Genomic DNA, 24,631 nt, shown 5'->3' with positions numbered 1-24,631 from the left:
CCAAATGATTAGTTTTTTAAATTTAAAAAAAATAAACCTTAAATATCAAGAAGAAATTGAAAACAAACTTTTGGAAGTTTTCAGGAGCGGATGGTATTTATTGGGAGATGAGCTTAAGAATTTCGAAACCAATTTAGCTCATTATATTGGTTCAAAATATGCTTTAGGAGTAGCAAACGGACTGGATGCTTTACGATTAATATTCCGCGCCTACATAGAGCTGGGCATTATGAAACCTGGAGATGAGGTCATTGTCCCTGCAAACACTTACATCGCTTCTATTCTGGCTTTATCGGATAATGGATTAATCCCTGTTTTTGTAGAGCCGGAAATAAATACATACAATATTGACATTTCAAAAATTGAAGAAAAACTCACTTCGAAAACAAAAGCAATACTAATCGTTCATCTGCAGGGTAGAATTGTTTTTTCTGAAGAATTAAGAAAAATAGCACAGGACCATAAACTAAAAATTGTAGAGGATAATGCACAGGCTATCGGAGCAGAATGGAATAATATTAAATCAGGAAACCTGGGTGATGCAGCTGGATTCAGCTTTTATCCCGGTAAAAATTTAGGTGCTCTGGGTGATGCTGGTGCAGTAACAACAAATGATAAAGATTTATTTGAGACCATCCGTGCATTAGGAAACTATGGTTCTAATCAAAAATATGTCAACATATACAAGGGTCTTAATTCCAGATTGGACGAAATACAAGCTGGAGTACTGGATATTAAATTAAAGTATATTGAAGAAGAAAATGATGCGCGAAGACTAATTGCGAAAAAATTCATTGAGGAAATAACTAATCCAAAAATCATTCTTCCAGAAAATCCAGAAGATGAAAAGGAACATGTATGGCATGTGTTTGTTATTAGAACAGAAAATAGAGACAATCTTCAAAGCTACCTCAATGAAAAAGGGATCCACACAATTATCCATTACCCTATTCCACCTCATAAGCAAGAAGCTTATAAAGAAATGAATATGCTATCTTTTCCAATTAGTGAAAAGATACATGAGGAAGTATTGAGTTTACCTATTTCATCTATTTTAGATACGGAAGAAATTGAAACCATTATTAAAGCTATAAATGAATATTAATGGTGAACAATCCTTTAGTAACAGTTATTATCGTTTCATATAATCATTCCGGTTATATTAAAGAATGCCTGGATAGCATAAAAAATCAAACTTATGAGAACATTCAATTAATTGTAGGAGATGATGCTTCACCAGATAATTCTGTAGAAGTCTTCGAAAATTGGATTAATGACAATAAGTATACTGCTGAAAAAAATTTCCATTCCAAGAATACTGGTTTAGCTGAGATGCTTAATGAATGTATAAAATTCGCTAAAGGAAAGTATATTAAACTTATTGCAGCTGACGATTATTTGCACCCGGAGTTTTTGGAAAAATGTGTAAAAACATTGGAAAACAAAGATGATAAGTTTGCTGTGGTTTTTTCATCAGCATATATTGTAGAGGAAGATAAAAATTTAGTTGAGTATTATGGGAATTTTGATTTCTATAGAGATGAATATCAGTTTAGAAAACTTGAGAAAACAAGAAATTTTGTACCGGCTGTCAGCGCATTGATCAAAACTAAAGCTCTTCTTGAAACAGGATCTTATAATAAAGATATTCTTTTGGAAGATTACGATAAATGGTTACAAATAAATGAAAAACATTTTTTTGCTTTTATTCCAGAACACCTTGCTTATTATAGAAAGCACGAAGAAAACATTTCAACCTTAAAGGCCCGAGTGGTTTTCGTTGAAGAAATACTGTTGAGACTACAATATGACACAGAGTTAGATAATAAATCGGAACTTAATAATAGTGTCAAGAAAATTTATATTACATCAACTAACAAGAAAGAACTAAAAAAGACTTTTGAAAAATATAATCAGTACAAGGGAAAAGAACCTTGGCTGAATTTTTGTTTGAAATATCGTTTACCTATTAAACTCTATCATCTAAAATATAAATTTTTCTAATGTTCTTAAGGCTAAAAAATTATATCCATAGAAAAATAGCTTCTTTTATTACTGATCTTGAAGTACAAAAAAAGAAGAAACTTTGGCGGGCTTTTAACGCAAAACCAACTATTACAATTCACCATACTTTTGCCCCTCAAGATGTTAATATCTTTAAAGGAAATGAGGGCGAATTTGGTAATATAGCTATTGGTGAACGGTTTTTCGTGAGAGATTACTGTAATATTTCAGTGTTTCCAAATGCTTCACTAACTATTGGCAGTGGGGTGTTCTTTAATAATTATTCTTCAATTAATTGTATCGATAATATTACCATTGGTGATGATACTATATTCGGAGAAGGTGTAAAATTATATGATCACAATCATGAGTACGGGTTCAATCCCAATTTCTTTATAGATAAAACAGCCTTTAAGACTTCACCGATAATTATAGGTAATAATTGCTGGATAGGAAGTAATACAGTCATATTAAAAGGAGTTAACATCGGCGACAATTGTATTATTGGTGCTGGATGTGTTATTCATAAATCTATCCCGGCTAATACTATTGTAAAAAACAGTCAAAATTTAATATTCGAATCTTTGCAAAATGAATGAAACAAAAAAAATATTAGTTATATCTCATGAAGCATCTTTATCAGGTGCTCCAATACTATTGTTGAGTGTATTAAAAAAGCTTAAACAAGAAAAAAAGAATTTTATCATTGATATTCTATTATTAAGAGCAGGACAGCTTTTTGAAGATTTTGCTAAAATTTCTGACAACAAAATTATTGTAGCTAGTTATTATAATCAATCATTTTCTTTTATCAATAGAAATTTTAAAAAACTTCAGGCTGCATTTTTTCCAACAGCAGAAACCAGAGAGGAACAGATTGAAAAGATAACCGGAAGATTATTTTCTAACAATTATGATTTGGTATATGGAAATACTGCAGAAACACTAATTTGGACAATACCCTTTTACAAAAAGAACATTCCTACCATTGTAGCCATCCACGAACTGGCTTTTGGAGTAGAAAGTTCTTACTCAAAAGAATTTATTTTGGAAAACGTATCCAATGTTTCTACTATTATTGCGGGATCAAATGCTGTAGCAGAGAATCTGATTACCAGATATGGAGCAAAACCAGAAAAAATTAAAGTCATTCATTCTTTTGTCGATGAAGTAATTGATATTCAAAAAGATACGACAGCTTTAAAAAAAGAGCTCAATATTTCTGATAATGAATTAGTTATTGGTATTGCAAGCTCTCAGGAATTGCGTAAAGGAACGGATTTAGTACCTCTCCTTGTAAAAAAAATAGCAGATCAGACAGATAAAGATTTTAAATTCATTAACCTTGGTGGAACTTCCAAAATTGGTCCTGTAAAATGTTCAAAGCTAGATGCTGAAAAACTTGGAGTAGATGATAAAATCATATATGTAGATCACAACAAATTTCCAAACGACTATATTAATATTTTTGATATTTTCCTTTTACTATCCCGGGAAGATCCGTTTCCTCTTGTGATGCTTACTGCAGCAAAACTTAAAAAACCTATTGTTGCATTTGAACAAAGTGGCGGCGCAGTAGAATTTCTTGAAAATGGTTTTGGTGTTCTTGCCCCTTATCTTGATTTGGATACTATGGCTTCTGAGATCGTTAAGCTATTACAGAGCAAAGAATTAAGAGAAAATTATGGAATTAAAATCCAGAATAAATTAGAACTGGAATATTCTGAAAAAAGACTGACTACTGATATCTTTCAGACGATGGACAATCTATTGAAATAAAATTAGTGAATACTTTTATATGATCTCTATCATTATATCTTCATATCTTCCTCAGTATTTCTCTGCATTGGAAAATAATATTGCAGAAACGATTGGTGTACCCTACGAAATTATCAAAATTGATAATCCTGGATTAATGGGGATCTGCAAGGCATACAATATAGGAGCAGAAAAAGCTAAATATGAGTATTTTTTATTCATCCATGAGGATATTTTATTTCATACAGATAAATGGGGCGAGAAATTAATAACCCACCTCAACCGACCTGGAACAGGTGTTATCGGACTTGCCGGCTCTTCCTATGTCCCTGTTGCACCTTCCAGTTGGACCGTTTCAGAAAAATATAATTTCATCAATATTTTGCAGGGAAATAAAGAAAATGCCGAATCCTATCTAATTAATAAAGTCTCTGGAAATACAAATCCGGTTTATGCCGTAGATGGTGTATTTCTAGGTATTATAAAGGAAAATTTCTTTGATTTTAAATTCGATGAAGATATTAATGGGTTTCACGGTTATGATCTGGATTTTACATTAAGGGTATCAAAAAGACTTCAAAATTACGTAATCGATAATATACTTATACAACATTTCTCTGGCGGAAATCTGGATAAAAAGTGGTTGGATTCCAACATAAAAATTAAAGAAAAAATTGGATCTGATTTTCAAAAAACAATTGACAATACCACCGAGAAAAAAATATTTTCCGGCTTTTTACATAAATATTTTGAATACTACCCGATTAATAGGAAAACGCTTTTATTTACACTAAAATTTTATCCTTATAAGTATTTAGATTTCAGACAACATCTATTTTTTATTAAAAAATATTTTAATTACATTAGATATGCATCTCAGATTAATAGAAAATTAAAAGTAGATCTTTAATTTTATTTTTAATAATACTAACTTTAACAATAATTAGTTACACACAATATCAAAAGACACAATATGATCATAGGAAACGGGCTTATTGCTAGTTCATTACAAAATATCGATTCGGACAAAATACTTTTCTTCGCTTCAGGAGTTTCAAATTCTCTTGAAACAAAAAAAGCAGAATTTGAAAGAGAATTCAATCTTTTAAGCAACGCCCTTGAAAATTACAGCGAAAAGAAGTTTATCTATTTCTCCACATTGAGTGTTCAGGATCAATCAAAACAGGACAGCTTTTATGTACTGCATAAGTTGGAAATGGAAAATTATATTAAAAGTAAATCTGACAATTACCTTATTCTAAGAATTGGTAATATCGTAGGGAAAGGTGGAAATCCTAATACTCTTTTTAATTTTCTTAAAACAAAAATTAAAACCAATAGTAAATTCATACTTCACCGAAATGCCAGAAGATTATTATTAGATATCGATGACATTGCCAATTTTTTAGAAAGTACATGCCAGTCTGTGAAAAATGAAACAATAAACTTTGCATATCCTTATTATTATGATTTAAGGGAAATTATAGATGCCATCCAAAATAGAATGGATCAGAAAGCAAATTATGATGAAGCAGATGAAGGGGATTTTTACAAAGTCGATTTTGATAAAAACACCAACAGCTTTTTCTCTGGAATAGAGCCTACTGATTATTTGAAAAATTTAGCTGAAAAATATACTTAAAAAAAAATCAATGCCAAGGATTTATCTTATTATTGTCACTTATAATGCCATGAAATGGGCAGAAAGATGCTTTACAAGCTTAAGGCGATCTTCGGTTCCTATACAGTGTATTGTTGTAGATAATGGATCAACAGATAATACACAGGAGTATATAAAAACAAATTTCCCGGAAGTAGATTTCATTCAGTCTTCAGAGAATCTGGGATTTGGTAAAGCCAATAATATAGGTATTGAAAAAGCTCATAAAGTAGGTGCTGATTTTTTCTATCTGATGAATCAGGATGCATGGCTTTACCCTGATAGTCTTGAAAAGTTGCTTGATATTTACAGTAAGCATCCCAAACAAGAAGAAATTGGGATCATCAGCCCCATGCAAATTGATGGAACAGAAAAATATCTGGATATCTTTTTAGATAAATATATTGCTACAAATTTTGAAAAGACAAGGCTGATATCTGACCTGTATTTTCAAACACTGAAACCTTTTTATGAAATTAAGTTTATTAATGCTGCTCATTGGCTTCTTCCAAAGCATACCATAGAAACTGTAGGTGGATTTAACCCTTACTTTTTTCACTATGGAGAAGACGATGAGTATACAAACCGGGTATTATTTCACGAGAAAAAAACGCTACTTGTCCCTGGCAGTAAAGCAGTTCATGATGGAAAACAATTTTTAACTAAAATTGATTATAATAAATTTCCAAATCTGAGTATAGAAACTAAAATTATAAATCCTAACCTGAATAATGCATTATATTTAGAAAAGAAATCTCTTAAGCAAAGCATTGTAAAGAATATTATCACAGGAAATATTAGCACTTATAAAAAACTATCTTTAAAGTATAAAAAGATTTCAAAGGAAGAAAAAAAATTAGCTGAAATACGTAGTAAAGTAATGCAAATAGGACCAACATTCCTGAATCTGTAAGTTATCAATGAAAGATTTATTACAATAACATTTCTTTTATCACATAAATAAAACACAATATGAAAATCCTGGACAGAATAAAAAAAAAGATAGAGCTATTTTCTCATTCAGGCTCAAATTATCAATGTCCATTTTGTGGCTACAAATCGAAAGATCTGGAAATTGTAGGACATAATTTACCTGTATTAATAGAAAAACATGTCATTGGAGGCGGGCGTAGAGCGGCAGGATGCTATAAATGTAATTCCAGAGACAGAGAAAGACTTTTATATGCTTTTGTTATTAAAGAATTAAATCTTCCAAAAGACATCAGTGTATTACATATCGCACCAGAACCTAAATTATCAAAGATTCTTTTAAGCCAGAATTTAAAGGAATATATTTGTGGAGATCTGCTCACAGGGAATTACCATTATCCAGACCATGTAAAAAATATTAATATTTTAAGTATCCCTTACGAGAACAATTATTTCGATCTGGTGATTTGTAATCATGTTTTAGAACATATTCCTGACGATGCAAAAGCCATGAAAGAACTTTTAAGGGTATTAAAGCCTGAAGGAAAAGCTATTTTACAGGTCCCTATTTCTAAGAATAATCAACAGACCTACGAAGACTTTTCTATTTCCGACCCTCAAAAAAGAAAAGAACTTTTTGGTCAGTTTGATCATGTAAGAATATATGGTCAAGACTATGTAATACGATTAGAAAATGCTGGTTTTATAGTAGAGAGAGTAAATATTTCTGATAAATATAAAAAATTTGGAGTGAATCCTGAGGAAGATATTTTCTTTTGTAAAAGAGGGATGTCATAATTTAAAATAAAATGGTATTATGTGTGGAATAGCAGGAATAATAGCTCCAAACGCTAGAAATTATACAAACGAAATAAAAAAAATGACTGATGTACTGGTACATCGCGGTCCAGATTCTTCACATCATGAATTTTATGAAAATGCAACTTTAGGTCATCGAAGACTTTCAATTATAGATCTCTCAGAGAATGGAAAACAACCGATGTTTTCAAATTCGAAAAACGAATGCATTGTACTGAACGGTGAAATTTATGGATATCTTGATATTAAAAAAAGATATCCGGAATATCCTTATCATGGAACTTCGGATACAGAAGTTATTCTTGCAATGTATCAGAGAAAGCAGGAAAACCTCATCCATGATCTCCCAGGAATGTTTGCTTTTGCAATTTGGGATGACCAGAAACAGCAATTATTTTGTGCCAGAGATCGTTTTGGAGAAAAGCCATTCTTCTATGCTATCGGAAGTAACAACGAATTCATTTTTGCCTCGGAGATTAAAGCTATATTAGCTTCTGGATTAATTCAGCCCGAAGTAAATTCTGAAGCCTTAGCTCACTATCTGCAACATGGATATGTAAATACCTATCAAAGTATTTACAAAAACATTTTCACGCTTCCTCCTGCTCATCAACTAATTTGGAAAAATGGAAAAGTTATCGTTTCACGTTACTATAGCTTACCGGCAAAGGATAGGAATATAAGTTTATCTGATGCAAAGGAAGAATTCTTATACCTCTTAAAAAATGCTGTTAAAAAACAGCTTATAGCAGATGTGGAAGTTGGAAGTTTTTTAAGTGGCGGATTAGATTCGTCCTCCATAGTAGCCCTGGTCAATGAATTTATGCCAAAACAAACGACTATTAGCTTTGGGTATGATCATAAAGATAGTGAATTAAAATATGCTAAAGAAATTGCCGATAAATACCAAACCAATCATATTGAGGTTCACGAAAAAAAACAGGATATAGCAGCATCACTCTTAAAGATTTCTCCATTCTTAGATGAACCTTTTGCTGACATCTCTTATCTTCCACATTATGAGATTTGTAGAAATGCCAGAAAAAATCTTACTGTAGTCCTTTCTGGGGATGCCGGTGATGAACTATTTGGAGGGTATCATTTTTATAAAGTCGAAAATGAATTAAAAAACCACTTTAGCTATAAAAATATAATTACTCAATTCGGATTAAAGATTTATCAAAAGTTGAGAGAAACTTCTTTTGTTACACAAAGCAATTTACAGTATTCTTCTATTTTAGATTTTCATCAGAATTCCGTTAGAAATGCATTCTCTAAAAAAGAACAAAATCTGCTCGGGATTCTAACAGATTATCAGCAACCCTACAGTTTCACACCCAATTCTGACTCATTGAACGATATTATGCGGGTAGATCTGGAAAATTATGTTCCAGGAAATATGATGATGAAATCCGACAGAATGGCCATGGCGAATTCATTGGAAGTGAGAACGCCTTTCCTTGATGTTGATTTTGCTGAGTTTTGCATACAATTACCTGAACAACTGAAGTTAAATAGTGAAAATGATAAAATTATACTTCGGGAAACAATGGGGGCATATTGGACAGAAACGATTAGAAAACGTCACAAGCAAGGATTTGGAATGAGTGTTAAGAGTTGGTTTGAAGAAGATAATCTCATCAATCTATCCAATGAATTGCTTAAAGATCGAAATCAGAAAATTTTCAATTATATAGATTTTGAGGGTGCTCAAAAATTTCTGAACAAGGATCATAAACATTGGAATTTGTTACAACTTGCTCTTTGGGCCCATAACAATCAATCTGTATTATAATGCTTGAAATTTCTGTTATTATCCCGGTTTATAATGCGGCTGAATTTTTAGAAAAATCAGTTCAGTCTGCATTGCAATTTAAAGAAGTTAAGGAAGTTATTTTAGTTGAAGATAAATCAACAGATAATTCACTGGAAATTTGCAAAAGATTAGCTGACCAAAATCTAAAAGTATTACTATTTCAACATGCTGATAAAGAAAATCATGGCGCAGGCGCCTCAAGGAATCTGGGAATAGAAAAATCAACAGGGAATTTCATTACATTTTTAGATGCTGATGATTATTATCTACCCAATCGTTTTGACGGAGAAAAAGAAATATTTACTGATTCTAAGGTTCAAGGGGTCTTTGGAGCCATTGGTATTGAATATTTAACTGAAAAGGGAAAACAGGAATTTCAATCGAAATTCAGTGATACTTCCCTTACAACTGTAAATTATTCCGCTGAAGGAAGGGAAGTTTTTAAAGGACTTTTAGGATTAACAACTAAGACTTTCGGTACATTCTTCCATTTAAATGCTCTTACAATAAGAAGATCAGCGATTGAAGCATCTAATTTAAAATTCAACAAGACACTTAGAGTTCATCAGGATTCGGATTTTATTATTAAACTGGCTTATCACTGTTATTTAAAATCAGGGATTATAGATCAGCCCGTGGCCATACGAGGAATACATGACGATAACAGAATTACTAAAATTGTGAAATACTCCCCTCAGTATAAACAAAGACAGCTTCTTTTCTGGAAATCTTTATATGACTGGGCCCGCGATCAGAAGATACCTTCAGAATTTAAAGAAAAAATTTACTTAAGATATAAGTCCTTCGACTTATCTCAAAAAACGGGAGCAATAAAATATTATAATATCTTTATTGAAGCTCTTAAGAATCCCAATATATTAAAAACACAGTATAGGTTTAATTATCAAAAATCGATGAAATGAAAATCTCAGTAATCATTCCCGTTTATAACGCTGAAAAATATGTTTCTCAGGCTGTAGAATCAGCGCTCCAGTTTGATGAAGTATTTGAAGTCGTTTTAGTGGAAGACAAATCACCAGATCAATCTTTACGGACTTGCCAGGAATTAGCCGCGAAGCATAGCAAAGTAAAATTATATCAACATCCCGACAAAGAAAATCATGGCGCGGGTCCAAGCAGAAACCTGGGAATACAGAATTCAACTGGAGATTTCATCGCATTTTTAGATGCGGACGATTATTTTCTTCCCAATCGTTTTGATGCAGAAAAACAACTTTTCAAAAATCCCAAAGTAGAAGGTGTTTATGGGGCTATTGGCGTACATTATTACACTGAAAAAGCTAAAGAACAATATTTTAAATTATTTAAAAATGTATTAACCACAGTTTACAAAAAACATGATCCTAAAGATGTTTTTCCAGGGTTGATCCATAAGTTAGGAAGTTTTGGACTATTTAGTATTGATGCTCTAACTGTTCGTAGAGAGTCTCTTTTGGCGAAGTTAACTCCTTTATTCAAGCCAATGAAACTTCACGAAGACACAGAGTTTTTATTTCGCCTTTCATATTATCTTGATTTATATCCCGGAATTATAGATGAAGCTATAGCAATGAGAGGAGTGCATGAAAGCAATAGAATCACCAAAGTAGATTCTAATAAGATAAAGCATACGATCTCAAGAGTTATCCTTTGGAATGAAGCTTATAATTGGGCAAAAGATGAGGCTAATATTCCAGAAGACATTAAAACACATATCAAAAGGATGCAACGTAGTTTCGAAATAGCAAATTCTCCAAAATTAAAAAAATGGGCAATGATTATAAAATATTTATTCGTTGATTATCAGAGCATAAGATCAGGATTATATAACATCAACTTTAGATATTCTTTAATTTCGTAATCTTGCATATTCGTACCGTACCGTTTTACTTATTTAATTAATTGGCAACCATGAAAATATCTGTCATCATTCCTGTTTATAATGCAGAGAATTACATTTCTCAAGCTGTAGAATCAGCGCTTCAGTTTGATGAAGTATTTGAAATAATTCTCGTGGAGGATAAATCTCCAGATAATGCACTCCTACTTTGTGAAAAACTCGCAGAAAAATACGACAGCGTAAAACTTTATCAACATCCTGATAAACAAAATCATGGTGCCGGAGCTTCCAGAAATCTTGGAATAATGAATGCAACAGGAGATTTCATCGCATTTTTAGATGCAGACGATTATTACCTGCCTAATCGTTTTGATGCAGAAAAAGAACTTTTTCAAAATCCTGAGGTAGAAGGTGTGTATGGCGCTATAGGAGTACATTATTGCTCAGAAAAAGCCAAAGAACAATACTACAAAGTTTTTGAAAACCGCCTAACCACAGTATACAAAAAACATGATTCAAAAGAAGTTTTTCCCGGACTTCTTAATATGAAAGGGAGCTTTGGACTTTTCAGCCTTGATGGATTAACGATCAGGAAAAGTTCTCTTTCAAAAGTCAGTCCTTTTTTCAAAACCGGACTTAGACTTCATCAGGATACAGAATTTATTTTCCGTTTATCTTACTACCTTAATCTTTACCCCGGAATACTTGATAACGCTGTTGCAGTAAGGGGAGTCCATGAAAATAATAGAATCACGCAAGTAGATATTGGGAAAATAAAGCCATCTTCTACAAGGATTCTGCTTTGGAGTGAAGTACATAATTGGGCTAAAAATGAATCTTCAATTCCAGATCATATTAAGAAGCATATTGAAAGAACATACCGAAGCTATCAGATAGCCGAAGCTTCTGTCCCAAAAAAATGGGGAATGATCATGAAATATTTATTTACTGATTATAATAGTATTCGTTCCGGTCTATATAATATTAATTTTAGAAAATATTTATTTTAATTCTTTTGTATTCCATTAAGCGTCAATTCTCTTACTTTATAAAAACGCCTACATACTTACCATCAATTTCTACAATAGTTGTGTCAATATCATTTTTCTCACAAAAATCCTGGTAAGCTGAATTATCCCCGATATCATCACTGATAAATACCCCGCCACTTCTTAAGTGTGTATACAATTGATTATATGCCCAGAACATTCCGTTATAGCTTTTGTCCGAATCATAATGAACCACATCAAAAACTTGATTTTCATTGAATATTTTTGGCAGAGACTCCTTATCTGCAAAGCGAAAAAGTTTCCAGTATTTTTTTAGATCTTCAGGAACTACATATCCTACGTACTGATCTCCATTTTGTCCTAAATAGGGCATATCAGAACTATACAAAGTTCCATTTCTTTTTTCCAGCGACAACAGTGAGGCTAGTGAAGACCACCCATAGGCAACTCCCGTCTCTACTACATTCTTACCTTCAGAAAATTCACAAGCATAATAGATAAGCTCTAATGCTCCCGGACCGCCCATTTTAATGGGACATTCTTTTTCTTTTTGTGCCGCTTTATCCAAAACATCCTTATATTCCGTTTTAAATGTGGAGGCATCAATCCCAAAAAGATTGAAAACAGCTTCTTTCTGCGAAATAGCCTTTGACCGTGCCCAAGAATTCGTTTTTTCTTTTCCTTTGAAGGCATTATTTCTATTCACAGTATTCTTCAAAATTTTCCTTCCTAATTCGGGATAAAGGTCTGGCCTTTTAAGGTATGCTACAAATGTTTTAAAAACTCTTTTTAATTCACCCATCGTGTTTACTTTGTTACAAAAGTATATTTTTTTTTAGCTACATTTGTTTAAAGCTAAATCTTTTTTAATATAAAAAAAGCAGAAGCTATTATGTTCAAAATGGTTTTATACCTACAGTTTTGCATGAACAGAAAATAAAATTAATTAAAAACACATGCTTTCCAAAATTTTTGAAACACTTCAAAGGAAAAAACAGATTTCCATTTTTCACAAACACCCTAAAGTTATTTTAGGAAATATAAAATTGGGAATTAATAATCATTTTGTGATCTATAAGAATATCAAAAAAATAAACCTTGGAAATGACATCCGTTTTCGTAATTATATTCACATTTTAGTTCAGGATGAAGCAACATTAGAAATAGGAAACAATGTTTTCATGAACAATTTTTGCTCTATTAATTGCCTCGATCACATTTCGATTGGCGAAAATACATTATTTGGCGAAAATGTAAAGTTGTATGATCATAATCATGCTTATCAAAGTTCTCCTGAATTCAAAATATTTCAAAACCAATTTACTAAAGCTCCGATAAAAATCGGGAAAAACTGTTGGTTAGGTAGTAACGTTACAGTATTAAAAGGTGTCAGTATTGGTGATAATTGTATAATTGGTGCGGGCTGTACTATTTATAAAGATATTCCTGCAAATACAACTGTTATGAATAAGCAGGAATTAATTTTCAAATCTTAATTAAAATGAAATTTTCAGTTCTTATTGCACATTATAATAATGCCGATTACTTTAAAGACTGTTACGAAAGTCTTCAACAACAGACCTACACAGACTGGGAGGCAATCATTGTAGATGACTGTTCTAATCAAGCAGAAAAGGAAGCTGTAAGATCTATAATTGAAGGTGACAGCAGATTTATTTTCTTTGAAAATGAGTCCAATCAGGGAGTTGGATATACAAAAAGAAAATGTATTGAATTGGCCAATGGAGAAATCTGTGGATTTGTAGATCCTGATGACGCCATTTTTCCTACAGCAATTGAAAAGTCTATCACGACTTTCCAGAATAAAAAAAATGTCGTTCTTACCTACTCCAGATTTTTAGCCTGCGATGAAAATTTAACTCCTCTTTATCCTTTCAAATCTGCAAAACAAATTCTCAATAACGATCCTTATTTTTTCAATTTCCCAGTTCAGATCGCACACTTTGTGGCATTTAGAAGAGAGGCATATTTAAGAACTGAAGGCATAGACTCTAGTCTTACGAGTGCTGTTGACCAAGATCTATATTTAAAAATACTAGATCTGGGAAGCGCTTACTTTATTAATGAAAACTTATATAAGTATAGACTTCATCCTAATGGTGTTTCTCAAGCAAAATCGAAAGGAAAAGCAAAAGATTCATTTGCAAAAGTTATCTTTAACACCTTAAAAAGAAGAAACATTACTTCTATAAATAAAAAAACAGTCCCTGAAAACTTTCAAAGTCCTCAAGAAATTTTTAACTTACTTGATTATCAGACAAAGAGAATTTATAGACTTAAAATCAAAATATTAACTTTTTTCCAATCAGAATAGAAATCTTCAAAATATTATGGCTACTGCCAGAAATTATCTTTGAGATCTGTTCAATTTATAGAATATACCTAACACTTTTCGACACAAAAAATTATTACAAAAATCCCAAATGCAGGAGAATAAAAAAATAAAAGTTCTTTTCAGACATCGTTCTATGGAAATGGGTGGTGTAGAAAAAGTTGTATTAAGTATGCTTAATAATCTTAACAGGGATAAGTTTGACATGACAATATGTTTAAATATTAACCAGGGAGAACTACGTAATGAATTTCCAAATCATGTCAGGAAAGTATATATAGCTGAGGGTAAAGAAGATTTTTCTAAAAATCCTGTTATTCAAAAGATTCAATTAGCAAAAAGAAGACTTAAACTTGATAAAGCAGCAAAAAATCCAAAGATTGCTGATCAACTGCTAAATGACACCTACGATGTAGAAATTGCAACAGGTTATACAGTTTATAAAACAGTACTAAATTCTACGAACAAGAAATCAAAAAAAATCGCATGGCTTCATTCTGATTTATCGCTAGAAGGTTTTGCTCCCTATCGGGATGAAATCTTCAAAAACATGCAACAGTTCGACTATATTATATATGGTTCACAACAATGCAAGGATATCTTAAGTGAAAAATATCCTGATCTCAAACTTCCACCAGGAGAAGTAATTTTAAATGCGATTCCAATTGAAGAATTAAAGATAAAGGCAAAAGCATTTAATCCTGACTTTGGTACAGCTCCCACCTTTGTCTCTGTTGGAAGATTACATTATAGAAAAGGATACAGAACACTTTTAGAAACCCATAAAAAACTTATTGATGACGGCTTCCATCATCATATTACTGTTATTGGAAATGGGGAAGATTACGATTTGTTATCTAAAAGAATCAAGGAACTGGAGGTACAGAACTCCTTTAAACTACTCGGCACACAAATGAACCCATATCCCTATGTTGCCAATGCAGATTTTTATATTATGCCTTCAGAAAGCGAGGGCTGGCCACTAATTATCGCCGAGACATTAATTCTTCAAAAACCTATATTAGCAACTAAAGTTGGTGGAGTTCCGGAAATGATCACCCATAAGGAATCCGGATATTTAACCGATTATTCTGACGAAGGTTTATATAATGGTATTAAAGAATTTTTAACCAATAAAAATCTGATTGAACATATTCAGGAGAATTTAAAAGATATTGAGAAACGTTTTGACAATGAGAAAATCTTCAAAAGTGTAGAAAGCATTATTGAAAATCTTTACCAGAACAAAACTCCCACTACATAGTTTCCATAAATTAAGTAAGCAAAAGTATACTACACAAATTTAAAAAGATGAATCCCTTTATTGAAAATTTATACCAATCTTTTCTACAAAATAATACAAAGACCTGTCTACGTATTCAGGATCAAACCCATACTTATGGAGATATTTTAGATTTATCCCATCAAATCAGAATCCAATTACAAAAAGTCGATTCTCAAAATGTAGGAATTTATCTTACAGATGATGTATACATGTATGCCTCAATACTTGCCATTTGGTTTACAGGAAAAACCTATGTTCCGATTCATCCTGAATTTCCTTTTAATAAGAACCTGGATGTGATTCAGCAGGCTGATATTGAAGTAATTTTAACCTCCATAGAAATAGAGGCGAATTATCAAATTTCTATTATTGACACAAAGGAAGTTTACCCCTTAGAAGCTATTTTACCTGTTGACTCATCCATTCACAACAATGCTTATATTCTTTTCACATCAGGTAGTACCGGAAAGCCCAAAGGAGTTCCCATTCAATTTTCAAACTTATATTATTTTTCTGAATCTTTTCATTCAACTTTTGGAAACTTAAATCCTAATGATCGTGTTTTGCAGATGTTTGAGCTCACTTTTGACTTATCTGTGATGAGCTATCTTATTCCCTGGCTAAATGGAGCTGCAGTTATTGGTCTTCATAAAAAAGAAACTAAATTTTTACAAATTCTCGATTTACTGGAAGCTAATGAAATTACGGTAGCCCTTATGGTTCCAAGCATTTTAAATTTAATTATTCCTTATTTAGATCCTGAAGTAAAAAATGAAAGTCTGAGACTCAATTTATTCTGCGGTGAAGCATTATTAACAAAACAAATTAAAGGTTGGAAAGATTTTATTCCTAATGCAAATATCTACAATGTATATGGCCCAACAGAAAACACCATTTTCTGTACTCAATACAAAATAGAAGATCCTATAAAAGAGAAAAATGGTATTATTAGTATTGGAAAATCAATGGTCAATACAACAATGACTTTTTCTGATAACGAAACAAATGAAGGGGAACTATTATTATCAGGAAAATTACTTACACACTCTTATTGGAAGAATGAAGAAAAAACAAATGAGGTTTTTGTTGAAAAAGATAAAGAAATATTCTATAAAACGGGAGACTGGTGCTTAAGGGATATTGAGGGTGATTATTTTTATCTCAACCGAATAGATTTCCAGGCTAAGATAAATGGTTTTAGAGTAGAACTGTCTGAAATTGAATTTTTTTCAAATCAAAAACTGAATAACGCTATTAGTGTTGCTCTCATCTATAAAGATAAAAACAACAATGATCTTCTTATCCTCTTTATTAATGATATGAATGTAGAGGATGAAATAATTATTTCATATTTAAAAGATAACCTTCCTGAATATTGTATTCCTTCAAAAATTGTCAAACTAGAAAAGTTTCCCATCAACACTTCAGGAAAGATAGATAGAAATGAACTAAAAAATAAATTATGATTAGTATAAGAAAAGCGATAAAAGCTGACATCCCTTTGATTATAAAAGGAATTTTAGCTATTGAAACTAATTCAAAATCTTTATCAGATACTTATAGTAATCTATTTGAAACTGATCTCTCAACCACCAAGGAGTATTTAAGTCAATTTTTTTTAGATGAAGAAAATGTCGATACAGAGCTTTCTTTAAATTCTTATATAATAGCGGAAGTTGATGGAAAAGCTGCCGGCTGCTGTGCTCTTATTTTTACAGATAAGAATTATTACCAAAATAAAAGTGAACTATTTCCTATCCATTTAAGAAGCGAGCATTTAAATTCGTTTATTAACAATGTAAAAAATTTACCTGAAACCAAGACATATTCCGAAAACAAGTATCTTATTCAATATGTCTTTGTAGATGACGATTATAGAAATAGAGGCATCGCTGAATATTTATTAAAACATGTCATTTCACAGATGGAACCTCAAGCCAACGACCTTTATATAGATGTATTGGAAAGCAGCCCGCATCTTATAAAATATTACGCCAAATTTGGTTTTAGAGAATATAAAACTATTAATATCGATACTTCAGATCATAAGATCTATCCTAGTGTTCAAAAGATAATCCTGCGAAAAACATTTACAGATTAATCAAACTTTTCTATTCCTATTGCTTCTGTAAGGTCTCCAATAGTATTAATATTCCTGAAAGATCTTGGATTTAAACTTACCCCAAATTGATTTTCAACCAACTGCATTACCAATACAGCTGATAAAGATCCATAGCTTTCCAATTCTTTGAAATTAGTATCTGAGGTTATTATAGTTTGTTCGTTAAGTTCCTGTTTAAGCAGTTCACAAAAATGTTCGATCTTCATTGTGTTATAATATTTGGACAGGCAAATTTATAAAATAATTTCTAACTTTGTTTTTACTATGATGATATATAAAATTATTAACAAAATATCTACCTTAATTCAGGATTTCCAACATTCTGTTTACCTTAAAATATGCATCCATAACGGTTTAAAATTAGGCAAAAATGTTGTGGTAAGAAATCATGTTTCTTTTGGCTCTGAACCATTTCTAGTTGAGATTGGACAAGACACAAGAATCGCTTCTGGAGTAACTTTTGTAACCCATTCCGGAGCTACTACAAATATAAGAAAGCTGAAAGGCTATGAGGAAGTAAGAAATTTTGGATGGATAAAAGTTGGTGAAAATTGTGCTATTGGCAGCAATTCCGTCATATTACAAAATGTGGAAATAGGAAATAATTGTGTTCTTGGTGCCAATTCGGTTCTTTCCGAATCTATGCCGGAACATACTGTCTATGCGGGAAACCCAGCTAAGTATATTTGTGAAGTAGAAGATTATGCTGATGTATTGAAAAAAACGACAGTTGAATATCCTCTTCATTTAGAAAAAAACAGGAAAGAGCTTAATCAATGGCTGAAGTTGAATTTACCTCAAAAATTCAAAACTAAGAAATAGTGCCAAAGAAAAAAATACTTATCCGAATTGGTTCCCTCCGCCATGGAGGTGCAGAAAAGGTATTGGTTACTTTTCTGAAAAACCTATCGCCGGATCGATATGAGATTGATCTTCTTTTAAACTTATATTCCGGGAAATATTTACAGGAAGTTCCAACCTGGATCAATGTAATTTATCTTAACAAGGGAGAAATGATTACAACAAACCGTATCCAGGATATTCCAAAAAAGATCACACGGGTTATTTACCAAAAGCTTCTGAAAAAATTCCCTGATCTTCTGTATAGTGGAAAATTAAAAGGTAAAAAATATGATATTGAGTTTGCTGCTATTCATGGGATGCGTGATGAAATTTTAGACTCCCCTCATACTTCATCTAAAAAGATAGTTTGGATTCATAACGATCTCTCTGAAGTAAAAGGATACAATGATCATGAGATTAAAAAGTTTTTTGGTTTTGATAAGATCCTGGTTATTTCAGAAAAAATTGAAAAACTATTTTACGGTTTAGCTAAAAATGAATCTGAGAAACGAAAAATTGTTAGGATCTATAATCCTCTAGATACTCAGGAAATCCTAACTAAAGCTGAGAAGCCTGTCCAAAAATATAGCTTTGAGGGATCTGTTCCTACTTTTGTCTCGGTAGGAACTGTATTTCCACAAAAAGGCTTTGACAGACTTTTAAAGGTTCACAAAAAAATCCTTGATGAAGGTTTAGAACATAAAGTTTTAATAATTGGTGATGGTTATGATTTTGAGAATATCAAAAAATTAAAATCTGAACTTAATATTGATAAAACTGCTACTATGTTAGGATTTACAGATAATCCTTATCCTTATTTTAAAAATGCTGATTTTTATATTCTAAGTTCCAGGTATGAAGGTTTTCCAACCGTTCTATTTGAAGCAATCACGTTAAAAAAGAAAATGATCACCACAGAGGTATCTGGAGCAAGAGAAATGTTAAATAACGGAGAGTTGGGCTTAATTGTGGAAAATTCAGAAGACGGAATTTATTCTGGGATGAAACAGGCTTTACTGCATCCTGAGACATTTCTGCATTATTCTGAAAAACTAAATGAGTATAAGATGCCCTTTAATCTTGAAAACTCTGTTAATAAAATAACTGATATTTTAGACGAATTATAATTAACTTTATCATTTACAACTTACACAGACTGCTATTATGCCAGAAAAACACACCACTATTCAAAAAGATTTTTATAGAGAAAATGGAAAATGGCTTTCAAAATTTGAAATCTGGGCAAAATGTGTAAACCCCAACCTTCATTTTATTTATATTCTAAGAAAATCTCAGCAACATCAGAAGAAGTCTGTTCCTGGATTATTCTGGAGATTTGTATTAAGACATCATCAGATTAAATATGGCTTTCAGATCTACCCTGAAACTCAGATTGGAGAAGGCTTTTATCTTGGGCATTGGGGAAGTCTGGTCATCAATCCAAATACAAAAATCGGCAACAATTGTAATATTGCCCAAGGTGTTACTATCGGGCAGCAAAACCGGGGAAAGAACACAGGAATTCCTGTCATTGGAAATGAGGTATGGATTGGCGCCAACGCTGTAATTGTCGGAGGTATAACTATTGGAAACAACGTTTTAATTGCTCCCAACTCATATGTAAATTTCGATGTCCCTTCTAATTCTGTGGTAGTAGGCAATCCGGGGAAAATTTATCCAAGGGAAGATGCTACTGAGGGCTATATCAATAATAAAGTCTAAAAAAGAAGCCCCTATCCGATCCTTATTTTTTCGCTTTTAAGAATATTTTAATTTCCTAACTATTTCATTGTACCTAATTGTTTGTACTTTTATCTTAATTTAAGAACGTTTAAATTATTGACATGAAAAGGATTCAATATAATTTATGGCAGTATTTGACTAATTTTGGGGTATTAATGTATGATTTTAAACATATTTTAATATTAAACTTTGTTAAAAGAGATTTACTTTTCGTCAAAAATTATATTTTTGCATGATTATTGATTTAGTCTATTGGATTTGAAAATAATTTAAACGAAATAAATAATTATAAACTTTAAAAAATTTATTTTATGTCCCAATCGTACGAAGTTATTTTCGAGAACAACAAAAAATGGGTAGAATCAAAAATTTCAGAAGACCCACATTATTTCGAAGAATTAGCTAAAACTCAGCATCCTGACTATCTATATATCGGATGTTCAGATAGTAGAGCTACAGCTGAAGAATTAATGGGTGCTAAACCGGGAGAAGTTTTTGTTCACAGAAACATTGCCAATGTAGTTAATACTTTAGATATGAGTTCAACAGCAGTTATTCAATATGCTGTGGAACATTTGAAAGTAAAACACATTATTGTTTGTGGACATTACAATTGCGGTGGTGTAAAAGCAGCGATGACCCCTCAAGACTTAGGATTGCTAAATCCATGGTTGAGAAATATTCGTGATGTTTACAGATTGCATCAAGCTGAACTGGATTCTATTCAAGATGAAGGTAAACGTTATGACAGGTTAGTGGAACTTAATGTTCTCGAGCAGTGTATCAACGTAATTAAAATGGCATGTGTACAGGAAAGATACATCTTAGAAGAGTATCCTGTCGTGCATGGCTGGGTTTTCGACCTTAGAACCGGTAAAATTATTGATTTAGATATTGATTTCGAAAAAGTTTTGAAAGACATTCAGAAAATCTATAATCTTACGGAATCGGATTGGGTTATGAATAGAAAAACAACTTAGTTTTTCAAAAAAAAGAGTGTGAAATGAAATTCTGGAGTATTATTGTATTAACGGTTTTCCTAAACTTTACAGCGTTGCCAAGCATTGCTGTAATTGCAGGTTGGGATCTACTGAGAACCAATATAATAATTAATGAAGAAGAACCACACTCTCATCCTTCTTCTTTTACTGTTTATGAAAAGACACTTCCAAAAACTTTGGATGTTTTTGATTATCTAAAGTTTTTTGAATCTGATCCAAAAGAAAGATCTTTTGTTCTGATAGATGATTCCTTTCACCTATCTCCCCTACTTACTATATTTTCTCCGCCTCCGGAAGCCTAATTTTAAATAACTCCGTAATAAATTATTCATATCAATTTGATATTGAATACACTTGCTTTAAAATTAAAATTCCAATCTTTTATAACTGATTATTCAAGAATAATTCAGTCAGTTATATTATAGTATTTTTCGAAAAGAATCATGAAAAAAACATCATTATTAGGAGGAATCAAGGAGAATTTCCCTTCAGGACTCGTTGTATTTTTAGTGGCACTTCCATTATGTCTGGGAATTGCCTTGGCATCAGGAGCACCACCCTTATCTGGTATTATATCAGGTATTGTAGGTGGTCTAGTTGTAGGCGCTATGAGTAATTCGAATATTTCGGTTTCTGGTCCTGCTGCAGGCTTAACAGCTATTGTTTTAACTGCTATTACTGATCTGGGTGCATTCGAACTATTTCTTTGTGCAGGCATTATTGCAGGTATCATTCAATTGGTTTTAGGATTCATAAGAGCCGGCAGTATCTCGAATTATTTCCCCAACAATGTTATTGAAGGAATGCTAGCTGCAATTGGAATCATCATCATCTTAAAGCAGATCCCGCATGCACTTGGATTTGATAAGGATTATGAAGGCCATGAATCAATCTTTGACAAGGGTTTAAACTTCAATTATTTCACAGAATTGTTTGGAGCAATTCATCCTGGAGCTATCATTGTGACATTAGTTTCTGTTGGGCTCCTTTTACTTTGGGATAAAGTTCCTGTATTGAAAAGAATGAAAATGCTTCCTGGAGCTTTGGTTGCTGTAGTAACAGGTATCTTATTGAATGAGGTCTTCAAAATGACTGGAAGCGCATTGGCTATAAAAACTGAACATTTAGTTTCCCTGCCTGTTCCAAAAACTATTGATGATTTTAAAAACCTTATCATATTACCTGATTTTACCGGGTTCACAAATCCTAAAGTTTGGATTGTTGGAGCAACCATTGCTATTGTAGCCTCCATTGAAACATTGCTATGTATTGAAGCATCAGACAGATTAGATAAACAAAGAAGGATTACTGACACTAATTTAGAGCTAAAAGCACAGGGAATCGGAAACCTTATCAGTTCATTCATTGGTGGACTTCCGATGACTTCTGTTGTTGTAAGAAGTTCTGCAAACGCAAATGCAGGAGCAACATCTAAAGTTTCAGCAATGATTCATGGTGTACTACTTTTGGTTTGTGTGCTTTCTATACCATTTCTATTAAATTTAATACCTTTAGCTACTTTAGCTGCTGTATTAATTTTGGTAGGATATAAATTAGCGAAACCTGCTACTTTTAAACATTTCTGGCATTTAGGAAAATTTCAATTTATTCCATTTGTAGCAACAGTGGCAGCAGTGGTTGCAACGGATTTACTTAAAGGTGTAGGAATTGGTTTAGCTATCTCTGTTTTCTATATCCTGCAGGGAAATATGAAACGTGCTTATTATCTAAGTAGAGAAAAGCTGGATGATGCAGACGAAATTACAATAAAGCTTGCTGAAGAAGTATCCTTTTTGAACAAGGCGGCTATCAAAAAAACACTAAAAAACATAAAGCCAAATTCATCAGTAATTATTGATGCAAGAGGAACTTCTTATATAGCAACAGATGTTTTGGAAATGATTCAGGATTTCGCTAATATCCGGGCGAAAGAAGAAGATATCACTGTGGAACTTTTAGGGTTCAAAACATCATATCGAGATTACGAAAAAGATGAAGATTCTCATATCGTAATTACTCATAAAAGAGCCATGTAAACTCTTTAACATCAATTATTTTTTAACTAAAAATTCAAAAAACAACGAAATTAAATGAAAGCACATACATACGAAACTCAGTCGACGATTACTCCTGAAAAAGCATTAGACTTTTTAAAAGAAGGAAACCAAAGATTTGTAAACAATCTCAAAGCAAACAGGGATCTTCTGGAACAGGTAAATGCCACGCGTGAAGGACAATGGCCTTTTGCAGTGGTTTTAAGTTGTATAGACAGCCGTACATCTGCAGAGCTTATCTTCGATCAGGGACTGGGAGATGTTTTCAGCATCAGAATTGCCGGTAATTTTATCAATCAGGACATTCTTGGCTCAATGGAATTTGGCTGCAATGTTGCAGGCTCTAAGCTCATTGTAGTTTTAGGCCACACTAAATGTGGCGCTTTAAAAGGTGGACTGGATGCTGCACAAATAGAAGGAATGGGAATGGATAACTTAAACTATCTGATCAATCATTTTGACCCGATCATTAATGAAGTGATAGAAGAAAATGAGGAACGTTCTTCAAAGAACAGTTCGCTTTTGGAAAGATTAAATCAGCAGAACGTAAAAAATGCGATCGAGGATATCCGCAAACAGAGTTCAACACTTAAAAATCTTGAAGACCAAGGTAAGATCAAAATCATTGGAGCTAACTATGATGTTGAAACAGGTGTTGTTAGCTGGTTATAAGATATGAAAATTCATATTTCAGCTCCCAAAAAAATCAGGTCTATAAAATATGTTTAGATAAATTGATTGGGAATTAATTTTAAATGCATAACAAAAGACCATCGTAAACGATGGTCTTTTTTATTAATTCTTTCTATATCTTAAGCGATAATTATTTTGCGTTGAAAGCTGACATTGTATTATTAATTCCGGCAAATACAAATGACAGACATGCTTTAGAAAATTTATCAATTCTCTCCGGAAGCTTCTCTCTCTCCTCTTCATTCCAGGTACCCAGTACATAATCAACCTGCCTGCCTTCTGAAAAATCTGCAGAGATCCCAAAACGAAGTCTGGCATAATTTTGAGTCTGTAACACTTCATTAATATTTTTAAGCCCATTATGCCCTGCATCAGAACCCTTCATTTTCATCCTCAGTGTTCCAAAAGGCAGCACCAAATCATCGGTTACTATCAATACATTTTCAAGAGGAATATTTTCTTTCTGCATCCAGTATTTAACGGCATTCCCGGAAAGATTCATGTAGGTATCCGGCTTTAACACCAGTACTTTTCTTCCTTTATATTTTCCTTCTGCCATCCATCCAAAATTCGTAGTATTAAAAGAAGCATCAAGAGTTTCAGCTATCTTTTCCGCAACTTTAAAACCTATATTATGACGTGTATTTTCATATTCAGGGCCTTTATTTCCCAGTCCTACTATTAAATATTTCATTTGAAA

At 32.3% G+C, this 24,631-nt stretch carries 27 protein-coding genes; 24 read left to right on the top strand and 3 right to left on the bottom strand.

Annotated features, from left to right (window positions below; translation table 11 throughout):
- Positions 1-4: 4 nt before the first annotated feature.
- The 12 genes from AC3WRL_RS09200 to AC3WRL_RS09145 all read left to right on the top strand — a co-directional run bounded on the left by AC3WRL_RS09200 (position 5) and on the right by AC3WRL_RS09145 (position 11,837).
- Complete coding sequence (locus tag AC3WRL_RS09200; protein WP_492330146.1) at positions 5-1,105, top strand: DegT/DnrJ/EryC1/StrS family aminotransferase; 1,101 nt, start codon at positions 5-7, stop codon at positions 1,103-1,105.
- Positions 1,105-2,004, top strand: coding sequence for a glycosyltransferase family 2 protein (locus tag AC3WRL_RS09195; protein ID WP_214830761.1), 900 nt, complete (start codon positions 1,105-1,107; stop codon positions 2,002-2,004). The genes AC3WRL_RS09200 and AC3WRL_RS09195 overlap by 1 nt, the downstream gene beginning before the upstream one ends.
- Complete coding sequence (locus tag AC3WRL_RS09190; RefSeq protein WP_492330145.1) at positions 2,004-2,603, top strand: acyltransferase; 600 nt, start codon at positions 2,004-2,006, stop codon at positions 2,601-2,603. Before AC3WRL_RS09195 ends, AC3WRL_RS09190 begins: the two co-directional genes overlap by 1 nt.
- Positions 2,596-3,783, top strand: coding sequence for a glycosyltransferase family 4 protein (locus tag AC3WRL_RS09185; RefSeq protein ID WP_492330144.1), 1,188 nt, complete (start codon positions 2,596-2,598; stop codon positions 3,781-3,783). Before AC3WRL_RS09190 ends, AC3WRL_RS09185 begins: the two co-directional genes overlap by 8 nt.
- Before the next feature lie 19 nt (positions 3,784-3,802).
- A complete protein-coding gene (locus AC3WRL_RS09180; RefSeq protein WP_492330143.1) occupies positions 3,803-4,672 on the top strand; it encodes a glycosyltransferase in 870 nt (289 codons plus the stop codon).
- A gap of 63 nt (positions 4,673-4,735) precedes the next feature.
- Positions 4,736-5,404 carry an NAD-dependent epimerase/dehydratase family protein gene (locus AC3WRL_RS09175; RefSeq protein WP_492330142.1) on the top strand — a complete coding sequence of 223 codons (669 nt, stop codon included), beginning with the start codon at positions 4,736-4,738 and terminating at the stop codon, positions 5,402-5,404.
- Positions 5,405-5,414: 10 nt separating this feature from the next.
- Positions 5,415-6,335 carry a glycosyltransferase family 2 protein gene (locus AC3WRL_RS09170; RefSeq protein WP_492330141.1) on the top strand — a complete coding sequence of 307 codons (921 nt, stop codon included), beginning with the start codon at positions 5,415-5,417 and terminating at the stop codon, positions 6,333-6,335.
- A 59-nt stretch (positions 6,336-6,394) separates the two neighbouring features.
- Entirely contained in the window at positions 6,395-7,150 is a 756-nt protein-coding gene (locus AC3WRL_RS09165) for a class I SAM-dependent methyltransferase (protein ID WP_214830750.1), read from the top strand.
- Between the two features lie 19 nt (positions 7,151-7,169).
- Positions 7,170-8,966, top strand: a complete 1,797-nt coding sequence (gene asnB / locus AC3WRL_RS09160) for an asparagine synthase (glutamine-hydrolyzing) (protein WP_492330140.1) — start codon at positions 7,170-7,172, stop codon at positions 8,964-8,966.
- Positions 8,966-9,910: a glycosyltransferase family 2 protein gene (locus AC3WRL_RS09155; protein WP_492330139.1), complete on the top strand. Its 945-nt coding sequence runs from the start codon at positions 8,966-8,968 to the stop codon at positions 9,908-9,910. The genes asnB and AC3WRL_RS09155 overlap by 1 nt, the downstream gene beginning before the upstream one ends.
- Complete coding sequence (locus AC3WRL_RS09150) at positions 9,907-10,848, top strand: glycosyltransferase family 2 protein (RefSeq protein WP_492330138.1); 942 nt, start codon at positions 9,907-9,909, stop codon at positions 10,846-10,848. The genes AC3WRL_RS09155 and AC3WRL_RS09150 overlap by 4 nt, the downstream gene beginning before the upstream one ends.
- Positions 10,849-10,898: 50 nt before the next feature.
- Complete coding sequence (locus AC3WRL_RS09145) at positions 10,899-11,837, top strand: glycosyltransferase family 2 protein (RefSeq protein WP_492330137.1); 939 nt, start codon at positions 10,899-10,901, stop codon at positions 11,835-11,837.
- A 31-nt stretch (positions 11,838-11,868) separates the two neighbouring features.
- Here the strand turns inward: AC3WRL_RS09145 and AC3WRL_RS09140 are convergent, their stop codons facing one another.
- Positions 11,869-12,639, bottom strand: a complete 771-nt coding sequence (locus tag AC3WRL_RS09140; protein ID WP_492330136.1) for a class I SAM-dependent methyltransferase — start codon at positions 12,637-12,639, stop codon at positions 11,869-11,871.
- Positions 12,640-12,793: 154 nt separating this feature from the next.
- On the opposite strand from AC3WRL_RS09140, the gene AC3WRL_RS09135 reads away from it, so the two are divergent.
- From AC3WRL_RS09135 to AC3WRL_RS09115, 5 genes are all read left to right on the top strand, one after another.
- Positions 12,794-13,333, top strand: a complete 540-nt coding sequence (locus AC3WRL_RS09135; protein ID WP_261510890.1) for an acyltransferase — start codon at positions 12,794-12,796, stop codon at positions 13,331-13,333.
- Positions 13,334-13,338: 5 nt separating this feature from the next.
- Positions 13,339-14,172 carry a glycosyltransferase family 2 protein gene (locus tag AC3WRL_RS09130; RefSeq protein ID WP_214830730.1) on the top strand — a complete coding sequence of 278 codons (834 nt, stop codon included), beginning with the start codon at positions 13,339-13,341 and terminating at the stop codon, positions 14,170-14,172.
- 109 nt (positions 14,173-14,281) lie between these two features.
- Entirely contained in the window at positions 14,282-15,454 is a 1,173-nt protein-coding gene (locus tag AC3WRL_RS09125; RefSeq protein WP_492330135.1) for a glycosyltransferase, read from the top strand.
- A gap of 47 nt (positions 15,455-15,501) precedes the next feature.
- Positions 15,502-16,941, top strand: coding sequence for an AMP-binding protein (locus tag AC3WRL_RS09120; RefSeq protein WP_492330134.1), 1,440 nt, complete (start codon positions 15,502-15,504; stop codon positions 16,939-16,941).
- Complete coding sequence (locus AC3WRL_RS09115; RefSeq protein WP_492330133.1) at positions 16,938-17,576, top strand: GNAT family N-acetyltransferase; 639 nt, start codon at positions 16,938-16,940, stop codon at positions 17,574-17,576. The genes AC3WRL_RS09120 and AC3WRL_RS09115 overlap by 4 nt, the downstream gene beginning before the upstream one ends.
- Here AC3WRL_RS09115 and AC3WRL_RS09110 read toward each other — a convergent pair.
- Positions 17,573-17,803 carry an acyl carrier protein gene (locus tag AC3WRL_RS09110; RefSeq protein WP_214830723.1) on the bottom strand — a complete coding sequence of 77 codons (231 nt, stop codon included), beginning with the start codon at positions 17,801-17,803 and terminating at the stop codon, positions 17,573-17,575. The genes AC3WRL_RS09115 and AC3WRL_RS09110 overlap by 4 nt on opposite strands.
- A 58-nt stretch (positions 17,804-17,861) precedes the next feature.
- Between AC3WRL_RS09110 and AC3WRL_RS09105 the strand changes: the two genes are divergently transcribed.
- The 7 genes from AC3WRL_RS09105 to AC3WRL_RS09075 all read left to right on the top strand — a co-directional run bounded on the left by AC3WRL_RS09105 (position 17,862) and on the right by AC3WRL_RS09075 (position 23,910).
- A complete protein-coding gene (locus tag AC3WRL_RS09105; RefSeq protein ID WP_492330132.1) occupies positions 17,862-18,419 on the top strand; it encodes an acyltransferase in 558 nt (185 codons plus the stop codon).
- Positions 18,419-19,567 (top strand): glycosyltransferase, encoded by a 1,149-nt coding sequence (locus AC3WRL_RS09100; protein WP_492330131.1) that lies wholly within the window; start codon positions 18,419-18,421, stop codon positions 19,565-19,567. The genes AC3WRL_RS09105 and AC3WRL_RS09100 overlap by 1 nt, the downstream gene beginning before the upstream one ends.
- A gap of 37 nt (positions 19,568-19,604) precedes the next feature.
- Positions 19,605-20,162, top strand: a complete 558-nt coding sequence (locus AC3WRL_RS09095) for a serine O-acetyltransferase (RefSeq protein WP_214830717.1) — start codon at positions 19,605-19,607, stop codon at positions 20,160-20,162.
- Positions 20,163-20,494: 332 nt separating this feature from the next.
- Entirely contained in the window at positions 20,495-21,163 is a 669-nt protein-coding gene (locus AC3WRL_RS09090; RefSeq protein ID WP_261510876.1) for a carbonic anhydrase, read from the top strand.
- Positions 21,164-21,186: 23 nt separating this feature from the next.
- Positions 21,187-21,486 carry a hypothetical protein gene (locus AC3WRL_RS09085; protein WP_214830713.1) on the top strand — a complete coding sequence of 100 codons (300 nt, stop codon included), beginning with the start codon at positions 21,187-21,189 and terminating at the stop codon, positions 21,484-21,486.
- Positions 21,487-21,627: 141 nt separating this feature from the next.
- On the top strand, positions 21,628-23,220 hold the full coding sequence (locus AC3WRL_RS09080; RefSeq protein WP_261510874.1) for a SulP family inorganic anion transporter: 1,593 nt from the start codon (positions 21,628-21,630) through the stop codon (positions 23,218-23,220).
- A 54-nt stretch (positions 23,221-23,274) separates the two neighbouring features.
- Positions 23,275-23,910, top strand: a complete 636-nt coding sequence (locus AC3WRL_RS09075) for a carbonic anhydrase (RefSeq protein WP_214830709.1) — start codon at positions 23,275-23,277, stop codon at positions 23,908-23,910.
- A gap of 151 nt (positions 23,911-24,061) precedes the next feature.
- Here AC3WRL_RS09075 and pth read toward each other — a convergent pair whose 3' ends face one another.
- Positions 24,062-24,625 carry an aminoacyl-tRNA hydrolase gene (pth, locus tag AC3WRL_RS09070; RefSeq protein ID WP_214830707.1) on the bottom strand — a complete coding sequence of 188 codons (564 nt, stop codon included), beginning with the start codon at positions 24,623-24,625 and terminating at the stop codon, positions 24,062-24,064.
- Positions 24,626-24,631: the final 6 nt, after the last annotated feature.

It is taken from the genome of Chryseobacterium sp. FW101-FHT12H09, assembly GCF_058790395.1.
Note: the sequence above shows the minus strand (reverse complement) of the source record. Positions and strands in the feature narration are given on the sequence as shown.